Source organism: Paenibacillus sp. Paensp111, assembly GCF_059492195.1.
In genome coordinates, this window is record NZ_CP168527.1 from 2,199,135 (window position 1) to 2,214,930 (window position 15,796).

Below are 15,796 nucleotides of genomic sequence, written 5' to 3' on the forward strand. Positions count from 1 at the left end.
GGCTGTACTCAGCAAATAAAAAACCCCCGAAAAGTTCGGAGGTTGTGTACCTACGTTATTAAGATGTGACCTGCTCAGGCTTAATCAATTGATTGAGCAGCTTTAAGGCAACCTTACGACCGCTGGAGAATGCACGCTCGGCCAGTTCCCCTTTGCCTACACAGCCATCTCCACAGAAGTAGAAGGGTACGTCTGGCAGCCGGTTAGGCAGCAGCCGGTTCGTACTGATGTTCTTCACGCTCGAGACCATAGCTTTCTTCGAAACCCTCTTAACCTCGACCGCATCTCGCCAGCCCGGATAGTACTTGTCGAACAAGCCTTCCATATTCTCGGTCTTCTTGTCCATATATGCCTTCCGTTCTTCTTCATCCTGGAAGTCGTCCTTCAGATAAGCAATGCCCTGCAGCAGCTGTCCGCCTTCTGGGACTACCGTATAGTCTGTGGCCGAGACATCACTGATGAACATTTTGTTCGTCATGTCGCTGATATAATGGAACGGCCTTGCCACAACTTCCTTGAAGCCAAGATCATATACCATAACTTCAGTAGACGTATTGTCCTTGTATGGATCAAGATGGGCTGCCCATTCCGTATTCTCAAGCAGCTTAACAGCTTGTTGAACCGGTGTAGCAATGACCACCTTATCGAATTCCAGGGCTTCATGATTCTTGGTTCTCAGGAGGAACTTGCCGTTCTCCTGCGTGATCGTCTCCACAGGCTCTTTGAGGGCAATATTCCAATTTTCGTTGTGATTAATCTTGTCCTGAAGCTGATCTGTAATGGTTGCCCAGCTCCCGAGAATATAGTTCACGGGCTTGGAGGAGAGGAACAGATTGTGATAATACTCTGCGATTACTTCTCCTGATACTTTACGGGCATCCGATGGCGTGATGAAGAAGTTGGAGCAGACCAGGTGCTGCCATAACTCTTTCACATCTTCCGCAGCATGAGACTGATCCAAATAGTCACCCAGCGTGGCATAGTTCTTCAGGTGGTGAACATTCCCAATAATTGCTGCAATCTCAGCCACAAACCGAACCTTTTCCATGGCACTGAGTACATCAGTCTTCATAATATTCACAAAATCAAGTGGAGCCGGTGTTAAATGATCCTTCTTGGCATAGACGACTTTGCGCTTGTCTACCTGTTTGCTCACAAAAACCAGACCGAGGTCTTCTTCCATATGATGAAGCGTATGACGATCGATCCCATAGATGGCATGGGCTCCATAATTGAGGGTGAATCCTGATTTCTGGTACGTAAAAGCTCGGCCGCCGAGCTGTGGACTGCGTTCGAATACGGTGCCTTCCAATTCGCGGTTTTCGGATAAATAGGCGGCGGCGGTCAAACCAGCTAAACCTCCACCGATAATTGCGATCTTCATGAACGTACCTCCTAAAAGTTCTGCGGACTCAAATTAAACAATAGGATGAGCCATGAGAAACATGTCGAACTTCAGCTCATTTCCCTCAGTTGCAAACAAGAATTCATTATTAGTATATGCTATTCATGAAAGCGCGTCCATAGAAACGGTCACGATTTGTCCATACTTGGTATCGCAATCATTTCCTGAAATGAATCGAAAATAGTGAAAAATTAACTTATTTTCTAGTCACAAAATAGGCGAATGCACATAGGATATAACGTTGATGAAAGTGTTAGTAAGGAGGAAGCCGTGTGGCTGTCATCAAAACCAATTCAGAAGACGTAAAGCTGCTGGCCCGGCTGATGCGAGCTGAAGCGGAAGAAGACCTGGAGCCCGGGATGCTCATGGTGGGGAATGTGGGTGTGAACCGGATCTTGTCTAATTGTCTGGATTTCAAAAATATCCGGACAATGAAACAGATGGTTTTCCAGTCCCCCGGCGGATATGAATCGACTCAGAAGGGTTACTTTTACCAGAAGGCCCGTGACAGAGAGATCCGCTTGGCTAAAAGAGCCATTAACGGAGAACGAACCTGGCCAGCTAACAATGCTCTGTGGTTCTTCCGGCCTCAGGGAGACTGCCCAGACACCTGGTTCAATCAGGCGAATGTTGGACGTTATAAGGCTCACTGCTTTTTCGCCCCAACTGCCGAAGATTGTCCAAATGTGTACTAGAACCAAGAATTGATTTGTGAGGAGGAAGCAAGTTATGTATAATCCGCAATACCGTCCGGTTACTTACAGGGTTGGCAACAATAATAACATAGGTGCACCCATGGGCAGCGGCTCCGGGCAAGGCATGGGCTCTCCGATGGGCTCACCAATGGGTTCACAGAATGGTTCCCAAATGGGTGCCACTACAGGTCCTGCAGTTGGAGGAGCTGGTACTTATCCGCCGCCAATAAGCGGCAATCCAATTACACCTCAAGGAACCGTTATGGTATCCCCGCAGAACTTCACGGAGCAGTCCTTTATCGAGAATATTTTACGTCTGAATTTGGGCAAGATCGGCACGTTCTACATGACTTATGAGAACAATCGGGAGTGGAATGCGAAAATTTTTAAAGGCGTGCTGGAAGCTGCGGGACGCGACCATATCATCATCAGCGATCCCAATACTGGTATGCGGACCATACTGCTTATGGTGAACCTCGATTATGCTACTTTTGATCAGCCTTTAGTGTATCAATACCCTGGAGTTATTGGGAATCCGCCAGCACAGCCCACTAGATAAATACTTGTAAGTATACATTACTCCTATCACAATCATCACGCTAAGCCTGTGACTTATCGGCTTGGCGTGATTTTGCATATGCAGCCATTGCTAATTACCATGTAATAACTTAGATCCCTACCCAGAAAATTGAGTGTAGATGTCATATCCTGAAATTTGACTGTATAAGGTATAATAATATAATAATTATAGGAATGAAGTTAACGATCATGATTTGAATACCGAAGGAGGTGCACCTGTTCACCGCAGAGTGTAGCCGTGGACAGGAAACGTATTGGACAGTGACCCTTTACCAAGTATTTTGCAAGTGGGACTTATTGTATTATTAGTGGTGTTAAATGGATTCTTCGTGTCCGTAGAATTCGCTATGGTGAAAATCCGCAGCAGTCGTATTGAAGCATTGGCAGAGGAGGGGCGGCGTAATGCCCGGATCGCCAAACGGATTATCCAAAATCCTGAAGCTTACCTGTCCGCCTGTCAGCTTGGAATCACCTTGTGTTCTCTTGGGCTTGGCTGGCTGGGAGGACCGCTTGTAGCTGCTATGCTGAAGCCGGCCTTTTCTCTCTTCGGATGGGGGCCTTCCTGGTTAACGGGAGTGTCCTTTACCACTGCCTTTATTCTAATTACTGTACTGCATATTGTTCTGGGTGAGCTTGCACCGAAAGCCATAGCCATCCGCAAGGCAGAGAATATTACGCTGCTCTCGGCTGGGCCCATGACCATTTTTTACAAAGCGGTATATCCCTTCATATGGGCGCTTAATGGGTTGGCAAATGCTTTACTTCGGTTCATGCGCGTAGCTCCAGCTTCAGATCAGGATAATGTGCATACGGAAGAAGAGATCCGCGTTCTGATGAAGGAGAGTGGAGAGAGCGGACTGCTCGACAGTACGGAGCTTAAGCTGGTGGATAACATCTTTGAGTTCGCCGACACGACTGCCCGGGAGATTATGATCCCCCGTACGGAAATGATCTGTTTATACTCCCAAAATACACTTGATGAAAATTTGGAAATCGCGCTCGAAGGTATGCGCACCCGTTACCCGGTATGTGATAATGATAAAGACCATATTATCGGATTCATCCATATCAAGGATTTGATTCGTACAGGAAGCTCGGATTACCGGGATTTGCTTAGACCGATGATGACGGTTCCTGATTCTATCCCGATCAGTGATCTGATGAAGCGGATGCAGAGGGGAAAGACCCAGATTGCCCTATTGATTGACGAGTATGGAGGTACTTCTGGGATCGTCACCCTCGAAGATATTGTCGAACAGATCGTAGGAGAAATCCAAGACGAATTTGATGAAGAACGGCCAGGATTTGAAGAAATTGGCGATAATACCTACTCCATTGATGGACTTATGTTGATTGATGCCGTGAACGACCGTTTCGGTCTTGAAATGGATTCTGATGACTACGATACGATTGGCGGCTGGCTGTACTCAAGAATTGAGGTGCTCCCGCCGCGGATAGGTCAATCTGCCGAATATGGCGGCTGTACCTTCATCGTGGAAGAGACGGATCAGAAGCGTATTTCAAGGATTAAGTTGCTCAGACATGAAGCCTTTGAAGAGCTTGAGGAGGCAGGGGCTTAACCCCCAAGTGCTCAACATATATAGACTTAAGAACTGAACAACCCCAGCATATTATGCTGGGGTTGTTCGTTTTGCATGGGAGGTTCATATTGGATTGCCTGATCACTTGATCTTAACTTGATTCGCAGCCTCCAACCACACCTCATCGGTAACATGGTGATATATGTAATTCTGAATTCTGTGTAACACAACCTTCATATTCAGGGGATTTCCAAGGCAGTTATGATTAGAAGAAAGATTCGTTACTCTTTCGGCATGTTCGCTGCAATGTATGCCTAGTTCATGGCTTGGCTTCTCCTGGATGGTATGCTTAAAAGCTTCGTTTCCCCTTTCCACATGCGCAGTACCTGTTACAGTCTGCTCTACATGTCGATTAAGGGGCGAAACGGCCTTCGTCATCACGAGTGGGGACAAGAGGAATGCGCCAAGCGCGAGAGAAGCTGCGATGAGGCCGAGCCACTTAAATCTTCGCACCACGGAACGGAGCCGCTTATTTCGCTTAATATCCCGGCTGACTTTCATCCAGGATTCGCGTCTCAGTGTCTCGGCAGGGAGCGAAGTATGCGGTGATCTCATAAATGCATCGCGTATGAGTTCATCGAGTTCATCTTCATACTCGGGATCCCACTTTGGAGAATTTCTTCGCATGAATGTCTCCCCACTCCTTATACAGCATTTTTTTGATACTTTCCCGGGCCCGGTACAGCCTCTGCCTTACCACGTCCTCCTCGGTATCCAGCTCGTCTGCAATCTCCCTGTAGGAAAGGCCAAGCTTCCACCTGTACTCGATAAGCACCTTATATTCCGGCTTGAGCCGATCCAAGTAAGAGATAATGGCTTCTTCGAGCATCTTGGTCTCAACCGTCTGTTCAACAGAGGGTTCGGGATTGTGTGGTTCTATATTTATAAAAACACTGTCCGAGTCAAAGTGGTTACGGTGATTTTTATTTTTTCTCAAATAATTAATTGCCGTATTACGAGTTACGACCTTGAGCCACGACTTCATCTTCTGTTCGTTCTCGAACTGCGGCTTCTTGCGGATGACCTTTAAGAAAGCTTCCTGGATAATATCTTCTGCTGCCGAATGATCTTTCACTATGTACACAATGATGCCATACACGAGATCGTAAAAGTCATAGTATATCTGCTCTTGAATGATCTCGGTGAGATCATGAAAATTGGCAGCCAGAAGGTGATGCAACCTCTCCGGCATGATAATCTCCTCTCTACTTGCAGCACTTCCAAATGAAAAAACCACCTGTGAATGTGAGTAGATTCTAAAGCGGAAAGGGTGGTGTTATGTTCATATTTTACCTCATTTTTCCTAATAAAGATATGTATTACATAAATATATACACATTAAGATCAGCAAAAAAAGGGTTCTTCCTGGTAGAAGAACCCTCTTAAATCTATATATCTGTAAAGTAAGAAATTACTCCTCATCGAGTGTTAGTGAGTTATAGTCTTTGGCATCCCTCTTGGCAGCCATGGCTGGCGAATCGGAATTTCCGAATTCTTCAACCGTATGCCAGGCATCGGCATCATCAAATCGTCCGGCATTCTGCTGGCGATGCTCCCCAGCACCTTTGGGCGGAAGAGTCATCACTTCTTCTTCGACTGGTCGGTCATTAGAGACCGAACGTTCCGGTGTGTGATCAATACAGTATGCGGTATAAGGGATAGCTTCCAGTCGTTCAAAAGGAATATCCGTGCCGCAGGTTGCACATTGACCGTATTCACCTGACTTGATGCGCGCCAGAGCCTGATTAACCTGATCAAGCTGATTGTCCAAATTCTCATCGATAGCCATATCCCGGCTGCGTTCAAAGGTTTCGGTTCCCACGTCCGCAGGATGGTTATCCACTGCGGTTAGTTCCCCTGTTGACACGCGGAGTGAATCTGTACCTTCATCCTCATTTTCATTTTCAGTGAAGTGCTGCTCCAGACTTTCTTTCTCTTCCATAAGACTATGTTCAAGCTTGCTCAACTGTGATTTCGTTAAATGGCTCATTGTGTGTTTCCTCCTCAGGTTTTCTTATGCATTCTTACCCCTTACGTGGGCGGAGTGACACATTCCATCATTAGGCAGCATTTGTTAACCCTGTTCGCGTGGATTGTTTGAGCAGTTTTTTGCAAGCTTTTGAAAATTTACATCGTATTTACCTGCAGCAGAATTGCTGCTGATGTACGGCTTCTACAATGAACTCATACGGAAACAACAAAAAGTCACAACAAATCACATGAAGGCTTAAGGAGGAATAAGGTCAGTGAGAAAAGCGATGATGGGGTTAACTGCGGTGGTCCTGGCTGGGGCTATGCTATCCGGCTGTGGAAAGACAGAGACTACTACCGCAAATGCAACAGCAAATGCAGGTGCACCAGTAAGTCTTGAAGAGCTGCAAAAAAGTGCCAAGAGTGAAGGCTCTATTGTAAGTGTAGGGATGCCTGATTCCTGGGCCAACTGGAAGGACACCTGGAATGACATCCAAACGAAGTACAGCTTGAAACACACCGATACCGATATGTCCAGCGCCGAAGAGATCGCCAAATTTGATTCCGAGAAGGATAAGCCTACTGCAGATATTGGTGATGTAGGGATGGCTTTTGGACCTGTAGCGGTAGATAAGGGTGTTACTCAGCCATACAAAACTTCTCACTGGGACGAGATTCCTGATTGGGCCAAGGATAAGGACGGGAACTGGATCGTCGGTTATCAAGGGACCATTTCGATTCTGACCAATACGAAGAAGGTAGCTAATCCACCTAAGAGCTTCGACGATCTTCTTAAAGGAGATTACAAAATCTCCGTTGGTGATGTATCCAAGGCAGCTCAAGCCCAAAGCGCTGTTTTGGCAGCTGCGATTGCTTTTGGTGGTGACGAAACCAATATTGAGCCGGGTATTGCTTTCTTTGAGAAGCTTGCCAAAGCCGGCCGACTATCCAAAACCGAGCTTTCACTGGCTAACCTGGAGAAGGGCGAGATCGATGTCGCATTCCTATGGGACTTTAACGCCCTCGGTTACCGCGCACAGTTGGGACAGGATCAATATACCGTTACCATTCCTTCTGAAGGAAGTGTAGTCAGCGGCTATGCCACGATTATCAATAAATATGCACCCCATCCGAATGCGGCCAAGCTGACTCGGGAATATATTTTGAGCGATGAGGGACAGATCAATCTTGCCAAAGGATTTGCTCGTCCGATCCGTGATAATGTCAAGCTTCCTGATGATGTTGCGGCCAAGCTTCTGCCAACTGAAGATTACAAGACAGCCAAGCCGATTAAGGATTTCAAAGCTTGGGAAGAAACCTCCAAGCAGATCCCTGAGCTGTGGCAGGAACGTGTTCTTGTGCATTTGAACTAATTCAGAGCAGGATTTCCCTTACAAATTATAGCTGTACACCACTACAGTTACTTCCCCGCGGGAAGTAACTGTTTCGCTAAGAAGGAGACTTTCAATGTTGAAAAAGCGTGTGGACTTCAAGCTGCTTCTAGCACTGATTCCTTTCTGTATTCTGATTATCGGATTTGAGCTTCTTCCCGCTATTTCCGTGGTGATGGAAAGCTTCACAGGGGACGAAGGCGGCTTCTCCCTGGAACAGTACGTCTCCGCCTTCACCAAGATGTTCTATTTGCAGGCGATCAAGAATAGTCTCATGATCTCGGCCGTATCAAGCTGCATCGGGATTATTGCAGGGTTGTTCATTGCGTATGCGATCACCAAAGTATCCGAGAAGACCCGTACCCGGGTGCTCATGATCTCCAATATGACCTCCAACTTTGCAGGGATTCCGTTAGCTTTTGCCTATATAATTCTGCTTGGAAGCAATGGCATCTTCACGATCTTGTTCGAGCAGTGGGGTCTGCCGATCTTCTCGGGATTCAATCTCTATTCCTGGTCAGGACTCATTCTTGTCTACGTCTATTTTCAGATTCCCTTGGCGGCTCTGCTTCTATATCCGACCTATTATGGGATACGTGAAGAATGGAGGGAGGCTTCAGCACTGCTTGGAGCAAGTAATTATCAGTTCTGGCGCCGCATCGCGCTGCCTATTCTTCTTCCAGCTGCCGCGGGTACGTTTACCATTTTGTTCGCCAATGCAATGGGAGCTTATGCGACGGCTTATGCGCTTCTCGGAGGCAACTATAATCTGCTGGCAATTCGGATCGGGTCGCTGGTTGCCGGGGATGTCTTCACAAGACCCCAGCTAGGAAGCGCACTGGCTATGGTTCTTGGGCTTTCCATGGTGCTGTCGCTATGGATCAATGAGCGTCTGATGCGCAGAGTGAGGAGGGACCTCGGATGAAGAAGGGCCGTGCTTTTCCCAGAGTTGTTCTAACTGTTACCATGATCTATTTGCTGATCCCTTTGCTGGCAACCTTGCTCTATTCTGTTGCGAAGTCTTGGCAAAGCACGCTTCTGCCTGATTCTTGGACGCTGGGATGGTTCCAGGATCTATTCATGGATCCCAGATTCACCCTTTCGCTGTGGAGAACGCTCCTAATCTGCTTCCTGAGTGTGGCTTTAAGTGTATTAATCATGCTGCCAACGATCTTCATCGTCGTGGTCTATCTACCACGGTTGGAGAAGCTGCTGAATATATTAGTTCTAATCCCCTATGCTGCGCCCGGTGTGGTCATGGCGGTTGGGCTAATCAAGCTGTATTCCTCCGGACCGGTGGCTATTGCCGGCACCATGTGGATTCTTGTCGGAGTCTACTTCGTTGCTGTGCTACCGTACATGTACCAGGGCATCCGCAACAGTATGCGCACGATCCGCACGATCGATTTGATCGAAGCGGCTGAACTTCTTGGGGCCAGTAAGCTTGTGGCCTTCCGGCGGATCATCGTCCCGAATGTGCTACCCGGAATTCGGGTATCCATACTTTTGTCCTTTTCCATCTTGTTCGGAGAATTCGTACTGGCCAACCTGCTGGTAGGCGGACAATTTGAGACAATCCAGATCTACCTGTATCACCGGCTTAGCGAGAGTGGTCATTTAGCCAGCGCAGTTGTCATCTGTTATTTCCTGGTTATTCTTCTTCTCTCCGGCATACTTCTGGCCCTAAGCGGTCTCCTTGGACGTCAATCCACTCAAGCCCTCAAGAAAGGATCAAGATAATGAGCTACTTACGATTAGAAAATGTGAACAAAACCTATCATGATACCTCCGTACTGCATGAACTTAATCTTGAGGTAAAGGAAGGGGAGATGGTGACTCTTCTCGGGCCAAGCGGGTGCGGCAAGAGCACTCTGTTAAGATGTATTTCGGGTCTGACCGACATGGATAAAGGATCGGTTATCCTGGAAGGCCGGAATATCACCCCGCTTGTCCCCAAGGACCGGAACGTAGGGATGGTCTTTCAATCGTATGCCCTTTTTCCGAACATGAATGTATATGACAATATTGCCTTTGGACTTTCCATGAAAAAGAAATCCGCCCAGCAGATCAAAACCCGCGTTGAGGAGATGCTCCAGCTGATTGATCTGACAGACAAGGCGAAGGCTTATCCGCATGAACTGTCCGGGGGGCAGCAGCAGCGTGTGTCCCTGGCAAGATCGCTGGCGGTCGAGCCCAAGCTTATGCTGATGGATGAACCACTCAGTGCACTGGATGCGAAGATTCGCAAGCATCTTCGGGCCGAGCTCAGGCAAATTCAGAAGCGGGTTGGCATGACTATGCTGTTCGTTACCCATGATCAGGAAGAGGCGCTGACCATCTCCGATCAAATCTGCCTGATGAATCAAGGGCGTATCGTTCAGACGGGCACGCCTGACGAAGTATACTCTAGGCCCAAGGATGAGTTCGCCGCCCGGTTCATCGGCAGCTACAATGTTCTCTCTGGTGAGGACATGTCCAGGCTGCTTTCGGAGCCGGCCTATTCGAAATCGAACAGCAGCTTTGCTCTCAGACCTGAAGCGATCCATGTCCTATCAAGTGGTCTTGGACATCAGCCGCTATCCACGAGCACCAGCACCAGCACCATTTCAGTTCATGCAGCCGATATCTGCCTTGGGCATGTAGAAGAATCCGTTATGCTCGGCAATATCATTCGCTACCGGATTGAATCGAACGGAGTAAGGCTGTATGCAGATGTCCTGAACGGCGACCAAGCGATCAAGTTCCGTGAAGGCGATCCTGTTCAGGTCCAGTTTGACAGACAGGCTTGTATGCCTTTGGCTCCTTCAGGTACATAAGCGATGTCTGTGCTGGCAGAAGGACGAAAGAAACGAATCTTAAGCGAACTTGAGCGCGAAGGCAAGGTCATGGTCGTACCGCTGGCCCGGCAGTTCGATGTATCCACCGAGACCATTCGCCGAGATCTGCAGGTGCTAGAGAAGGAAGGGCATTTAAGACGTGTCTATGGCGGCGCGATTAAGTCTTCCTTCCGCAGTGATGAAGCTCCTTATAACCTCAGGCAGAAGATGTACACTGTTGAGAAAAGAGCGATCGGGGAGCGCGCAGCCATGCTGATCCAGGATGGAGCCACCGTCGTTATTGATGGCGGAACAACAACGCTTGAAATGGCTCAGGCCATATCCGGCCGGAGAGGACTTACGATTCTGACCAGCTCACTTCCTCTGGCAGCATGTCTTCTTGAATCTCTGAACCGTGAACAGTTCTCAGGCAAAGTCATCATGCTCGGAGGAGAAGTAAGTCCCCGGCAGCGCTCCATTACCGGGATACTGGGTGAACGGATGATGCGCGGCTTCAGCATTGATCAGGCGTTCATCTCCGTTGGGGGAGTATCCCTGACACACGGCTTCACGGATTTCGACCTCAGTGAAGCCTCCATGTCCTGCGCCTTCGCGGATGCCGCACAGGAGGTGATCGTACTCGCCGATCACTCGAAGTTCGGAATCAATACCTTCGCCCCCATCATGCCGATTGAGAAATGTGATTACATTGTCTCGGATCAGGTGCCTTCCCCCCAGTGGCAGGAGCATCTCAGAAAGCGAAAGGTCGAATGGATTACAGCCGCGGCAGAAGCTTTGCGAGGTTCCGCATTCACCAATTTCAGGGAGGATTAACGTGATGTCTAAAGTAATTATGATCGTGCTTGATGGCCTTAAGTATGAAACAGCCCGAGCATCGATGGGGTATTTGAATCATCTCGTCGAAGTATCCAAGGCAGCCTGCTATAAGGTACGCTCTGAACTGCCTAGCTTATCCCGGCCTCTCTATGAAGTACTGCTAACAGGAACACCCTGCTCCGTTAATGGGATTACAGCCAATCATATCGTCAGATTGTCCCATCAGAAGAGTGTGTTCCATCTAGCCGCAGAGCAGGGTCTTAAGACAGCTGCTGCTGCGTATTATTGGGTAAGCGAGCTGTATAACCGTGCTCCGTTCGACAGAATTGAAGATCGGGAGCAGCATAACGCGGAGTTACCCATCCAGCATGGGAAATTCTATTTTGACGATGGGTATCCAGACTCTCATTTGTTCGTTGATGCTGAAGTGCTCAGGCGTCAGCACGATCCGGATTTCCTGTACATTCATCCTATGGGGATCGATGATATCGGACATAAATTCACTTCGGATTCCAAGGAATATCGGGGAAAAGCACTGGAAGCCGACATGATTCTCGCCACCTTCCTGCCGCTATGGATGTCCCTTGGATATGAAATCCTCGTGACTTCTGACCACGGCATGAATTCAGACGGTCATCATGGGGGAACAGGGCACGAAGAAAGAGAGGTTCCTTTCTACGCGATAGGCTCCATGTTCGTACCTGGTGATTATCCGGATGAGATTCCGCAGCTTGCCATTGCACCGCTGCTTTGTCAAATGCTGTCCCTGCCACTTTCTAGCCCCATGAAGTTTGATCACGTGCCAGGCTTTAAGGCTAATATCCTAACAAGTTGAACTTTGGAATTAACTTATAAGTAGATCAAAGTATCAACTTATCTAGCATCCGGGAGGGAACTGATGTGAAGGTAGATTTTCATTTTCACTTGGAAGAAGGACCTTACACGCTGAACTGGCTTCAGCGAACCAGTCTTGCTTTGCAGCGTACTAGGAGAACGCCGGAGGCTGCTGGACTGAAAGACAGCTTGGAGTCGGCAGAATCCGTGGTCCGCGGACTGACCAGGCGGATGGAAGAAGGCTGCTTCTCCGAGCGCTGGATCACGAAATATATCGAGCAGGGAACGAAGCAGGGAATTGACCGGTTCGGAGTAGTGGATCATTTGTACAGATTTACTGAATTCAAGCCTTACTACGAGAAACATATGTTAATGGATGACAGTCCGCTTGGACAGCTGCAGCAGGCGTGGCTCGACAAAGTATGTGTGTATTCTATTCAGGAGTATTTGGACGGAGTTCGTAATGTCGCTCGCTTCTATGGAAGTCTCTCGATCGGAGTTGAAGCTGACTATTTCGAGAATGGGGAAGAGGAGCTTGGGAAGCTGCTTTCTTCCTATAACTTCGATTATGTTATTGGTTCTGTACATTTCGTAGACGGCTGGGGATTTGATAACCCGGAGACCCAGCATCTTTTTAAGACCCATCAGTTGAAAGATCTATATGCCCAGCATTTCGAAAATGTGATTAAGGCTGTGAACTGTGGTCTGTTTCATATCATTGCACATCTGGATAATCTGAAGGTATTTGGCTTTCGCCCTTCGGAGGGTGATCTGCTGGGTTGGTATGATGCGGTGGCCTCGGCACTCGCCAGTGCCGGAGTAGCTTCCGAAATCAATACAGGTCTTGCTTATCGCTATCCGGTTAAGGAAATGTGCCCAAGTCCGAATTTTCTAAGGGTACTTCACCGGCATGGTGTTCCCGTAACTTTGAGTTCTGACGCCCATTTTCCGGACGATATCGGAACGCTTCTGGACGACGCCATCATCATGGCCAAATCGATTGGATATGAGGAAATCGTATATTTCAAGAACAAACAGCGGTATTCACTGCCGCTTGATTAATAGACAAAAGGATGCCATCCGCCATCTGCCGTTCAGCAGATCACAGAGGCATCCTTTTTGCTTAGAAGCTTGGATTAGATGGCCCAGTTTCCTTTATTAAAGAGCTGAATTTTCTCACCGTCCGCTGTGATTCCGAAGATATCCATCTCGCCGGAACCCATCATAAAGTCAACATGAGTAATACTGGTGTTGAGGCCCCGCTCGAGCAGCTGCTCTTGAGACAGACCCTTGCCGTCCTTCAAGTTGAAGGCATAGGCACTGCCGATGGCCAAGTGATTGGACGCATTCTCATCGAACAGCGTGTTATAGAACAGGATATTGGACTGGGAGATAGGGGACCCATGAGGAACCAAGGCCACTTCGCCCAAATAGTGTGAACCCTCATCCAGCTCAACCAGCTGCTTCAACGTCTCTTCACCCTGTTTGGCTTTGACGTCCACAATACGTCCCTGCTCAAAGGTAATGGTGAATTCGTCAATGATGTTACCGCTGTGGCTAAGCGGCTTGGTGCTTGATACGGTACCATTCACCCCGGTTCTTAGCGGAGCTGTGAACACCTCTTCAGTCGGCAAATTCGCAAGAAAGGCGTGTCCCTTTTCATTTATACTGTCTGCCGCTACCCATAGGTGGCCTTCCGGAAGCTCGATGGTAAGATCAGTGCCAGGTGCTATGTAATGAAGCTTCTTGAAGCTCTTATCATTCAAATAATCGGCTTTCTGGGACAAGCTTGCAACGTGCTCTTCCCAAGCTTTAATGGTGTCCGGTTGATCTACACGGACCGTGCGGAAAATGGTCTCCCACAGCTTGTCGATCTGTTGCTCTGCCGGTGCATCAGGGAATACCTTAGCTGCCCAGGCGGCAGACGGTACAGCCACAATAGACCAGCTGAATTTGTCAGCCTGCTGATACTGGCGGAATTTACTCATGGCTTTGCCATAAGTTTTCTGGTGGTTCGTTAGACGTTCGCTTGCAACTCCCTTAAGCAGGTCAGGATCTGAGGAGATGACATGAAGGATAGCAGCGCCATTCTCAACCAGCTCAAGCAGTTCTCCCGCATACCATTTTGGCTCGTCAAGGAATGAATCCTCAGCAGCAAGCTGATAGCGAAGACGGGTTACCGTGTCGTCACTCCAGTTCACTTTAACGGTTCTAGCGCCTGCTTCATAGGCCTTTTCGACAATAAGTCGTACAAGCTCTGCACCTTCAAGGGTGGAGTTGATTACCAGGGTTTGACCTGGTTGAACATTCACCCCAACCTTGACGGCGAGTTCAGCATATTTGTGTAATTTCTCTTGAAAATCAGACATGGAATTGACCTCCATTCAATTAAGTTACAGGTACTATATTACAGGAAAAGAGAAAATAAAGAAAATTGTGTTCACCATTTCTACCCTGAACTTTTAGCTTAAATGATCATAGAGAGGACCCATTGGCACCAGGCCATTTCCTGCTGTTCCATGAGCAGCTTACGCTGATGGACAATATATCTACCAAAAATTTGATGCTCCTGATCCTTCAAATGTGTCCCATATTCGGCTTCCATCTCCTGAATTAGCTTCTCGCGGCGCAGGACTTTCTCCTTATAGAAGGAGAGCCGGTCTTCAAACAGCCTTTGGGCCGTAGCTGCATCAGTCAAAGAAATGGAGTAAGCCTTAATCAGAAATTCATCGCGGCTTACCGGGACAGAAGGGGCCTTGTCCATCCATAATTTCAAGGTTTGTCTACCCTCATGGGTAATATGATACAGCTTCTTGTTAGGTCTTCCAGTCTGTTCAATGTTCTCCGGAGTTAAATACCCGTCACTCTCAAGCTTGGCGAGAAGCGGATAGATTTGACTGTGCTTGGCCTGCCAGAATACTTCAAGCATTTCTGCCAATTCATAGCCTGAGCAGGGCTTGCGGACTAGCATGGCGAGCAGGGCATAAGCTAGACTGTTCATAGGTTCCTACCTCCTTAACAATATAAATGGGGCCATCCGATCGTTATTCGCCCTTCGGGATAGCGGTACAAGTCTTTTGTCGAGCGCAAAACCATATGAGAGTATCTTGGGTAAAGAGTGTGTTCGGCGAATCTTGACATCCGTCTGCAAGTGATAGCACCTCATCGATAACTGTAGATAGTTGTACGTTCATTAGAGCCTATAAAAAGCATGTATGGCCTCTTAAAACATGATACGATATAGCATGAACATTCTTCAATTTTTATTCATCTTTGGAGAAGGGCACCCATTCATTGTCCCATGCTGGTGCTGTCTTCTGATTATGCCAGTAAGACATTGGATATACAATAATATAGTGAAGTAGATACATGTGAAGGAGAGAATGTACATTGGAACTTGAATTAGTGAGCGCAGTAATGGAAAGACAGGAGGATCTCACCTACCTGGGCAAGACCATATTTAAAGTCAGCGGACACAAGGAGGAGTATGAGATCACATTCTTCAGCAAGCGGGGCAAGGACTGGGATTACAGCCTGCATTTCGCACATGAATCGGGTGACGAAGATCAGCTTCTGGCCGTAGATACCCGGATTGAAGAAGACGATGAATGGTTCGACACCCTGTTGGATGCGGCACTGGATACTTTGCCAGAAGAAAGTGAATAAG

Annotated in this window: 17 protein-coding genes; 11 read left to right on the forward strand and 6 right to left on the reverse strand. The window is 47.9% G+C overall.

The features are described from left to right. Window positions 1–58: 58 nt before the first annotated feature. Window positions 59–1,384: an FAD-dependent oxidoreductase gene (locus ACEN86_RS10205; RefSeq protein WP_495634160.1), complete on the reverse strand. Its 1,326-nt coding sequence runs from the start codon at window positions 1,382–1,384 to the stop codon at window positions 59–61. 293 nt (window positions 1,385–1,677) lie between these two features. Here ACEN86_RS10205 and ACEN86_RS10210 point away from each other — a divergent pair, with 293 nt between their 5' ends. From ACEN86_RS10210 to ACEN86_RS10220, 3 genes are all read left to right on the forward strand, one after another. After that, entirely contained in the window at window positions 1,678–2,100 is a 423-nt protein-coding gene (locus ACEN86_RS10210) for a cell wall hydrolase (protein ID WP_495634161.1), read from the forward strand. 34 nt (window positions 2,101–2,134) lie between these two features. Beyond that, on the forward strand, window positions 2,135–2,659 hold the full coding sequence (gene gerQ, locus ACEN86_RS10215; protein ID WP_495634162.1) for a spore coat protein GerQ: 525 nt from the start codon (window positions 2,135–2,137) through the stop codon (window positions 2,657–2,659). A 298-nt stretch (window positions 2,660–2,957) separates the two neighbouring features. Beyond that, window positions 2,958–4,259, forward strand: coding sequence for a hemolysin family protein (locus ACEN86_RS10220; RefSeq protein WP_495634271.1), 1,302 nt, complete (start codon window positions 2,958–2,960; stop codon window positions 4,257–4,259). Between the two features lie 102 nt (window positions 4,260–4,361). On the opposite strand, the gene ACEN86_RS10225 is transcribed toward ACEN86_RS10220, so the two are convergent. The 3 genes from ACEN86_RS10225 to ACEN86_RS10235 all read right to left on the reverse strand — a co-directional run bounded on the left by ACEN86_RS10225 (window position 4,362) and on the right by ACEN86_RS10235 (window position 6,270). Continuing rightward, window positions 4,362–4,907 (reverse strand): hypothetical protein, encoded by a 546-nt coding sequence (locus tag ACEN86_RS10225; RefSeq protein ID WP_495634163.1) that lies wholly within the window; start codon window positions 4,905–4,907, stop codon window positions 4,362–4,364. Then, complete coding sequence (locus ACEN86_RS10230) at window positions 4,870–5,472, reverse strand: RNA polymerase sigma factor (protein WP_495634164.1); 603 nt, start codon at window positions 5,470–5,472, stop codon at window positions 4,870–4,872. Before ACEN86_RS10230 ends, ACEN86_RS10225 begins: the two co-directional genes overlap by 38 nt. A 219-nt stretch (window positions 5,473–5,691) precedes the next feature. Next, entirely contained in the window at window positions 5,692–6,270 is a 579-nt protein-coding gene (locus tag ACEN86_RS10235; protein ID WP_495634165.1) for a TraR/DksA C4-type zinc finger protein, read from the reverse strand. 304 nt (window positions 6,271–6,574) lie between these two features. Between ACEN86_RS10235 and ACEN86_RS10240 the strand changes: the two genes are divergently transcribed. From ACEN86_RS10240 to ACEN86_RS10270, 7 genes are all read left to right on the forward strand, one after another. Further along, window positions 6,575–7,624, forward strand: coding sequence for an ABC transporter substrate-binding protein (locus ACEN86_RS10240; protein ID WP_495634272.1), 1,050 nt, complete (start codon window positions 6,575–6,577; stop codon window positions 7,622–7,624). Window positions 7,625–7,718: 94 nt separating this feature from the next. After that, window positions 7,719–8,567 (forward strand): ABC transporter permease, encoded by an 849-nt coding sequence (locus ACEN86_RS10245; RefSeq protein WP_495634166.1) that lies wholly within the window; start codon window positions 7,719–7,721, stop codon window positions 8,565–8,567. Then, window positions 8,564–9,382, forward strand: a complete 819-nt coding sequence (locus tag ACEN86_RS10250) for an ABC transporter permease (protein ID WP_495634167.1) — start codon at window positions 8,564–8,566, stop codon at window positions 9,380–9,382. The genes ACEN86_RS10245 and ACEN86_RS10250 overlap by 4 nt, the downstream gene beginning before the upstream one ends. Next, window positions 9,382–10,458 carry an ABC transporter ATP-binding protein gene (locus ACEN86_RS10255; protein WP_495634168.1) on the forward strand — a complete coding sequence of 359 codons (1,077 nt, stop codon included), beginning with the start codon at window positions 9,382–9,384 and terminating at the stop codon, window positions 10,456–10,458. The genes ACEN86_RS10250 and ACEN86_RS10255 overlap by 1 nt, the downstream gene beginning before the upstream one ends. A gap of 3 nt (window positions 10,459–10,461) precedes the next feature. Further along, a complete protein-coding gene (locus ACEN86_RS10260) occupies window positions 10,462–11,292 on the forward strand; it encodes a DeoR/GlpR family DNA-binding transcription regulator (RefSeq protein WP_495634169.1) in 831 nt (276 codons plus the stop codon). 4 nt (window positions 11,293–11,296) lie between these two features. Beyond that, entirely contained in the window at window positions 11,297–12,130 is an 834-nt protein-coding gene (locus tag ACEN86_RS10265) for an alkaline phosphatase family protein (RefSeq protein ID WP_495634170.1), read from the forward strand. A gap of 65 nt (window positions 12,131–12,195) precedes the next feature. After that, a complete protein-coding gene (locus ACEN86_RS10270) occupies window positions 12,196–13,191 on the forward strand; it encodes a histidinol-phosphatase HisJ family protein (protein ID WP_495630548.1) in 996 nt (331 codons plus the stop codon). Between the two features lie 74 nt (window positions 13,192–13,265). On the opposite strand, the gene ACEN86_RS10275 is transcribed toward ACEN86_RS10270, so the two are convergent. Together ACEN86_RS10275 and ACEN86_RS10280 are read right to left on the reverse strand one after the other, a co-directional pair. Further along, complete coding sequence (locus tag ACEN86_RS10275; protein WP_495630549.1) at window positions 13,266–14,498, reverse strand: aminopeptidase; 1,233 nt, start codon at window positions 14,496–14,498, stop codon at window positions 13,266–13,268. Between the two features lie 98 nt (window positions 14,499–14,596). Continuing rightward, window positions 14,597–15,130: a PadR family transcriptional regulator gene (locus ACEN86_RS10280; RefSeq protein WP_495630550.1), complete on the reverse strand. Its 534-nt coding sequence runs from the start codon at window positions 15,128–15,130 to the stop codon at window positions 14,597–14,599. A gap of 416 nt (window positions 15,131–15,546) precedes the next feature. On the opposite strand from ACEN86_RS10280, the gene ACEN86_RS10285 reads away from it, so the two are divergent. After that, entirely contained in the window at window positions 15,547–15,795 is a 249-nt protein-coding gene (locus ACEN86_RS10285) for a hypothetical protein (RefSeq protein ID WP_495634273.1), read from the forward strand. The last annotated feature ends 1 nt before the right edge of the window (window position 15,796 follow it).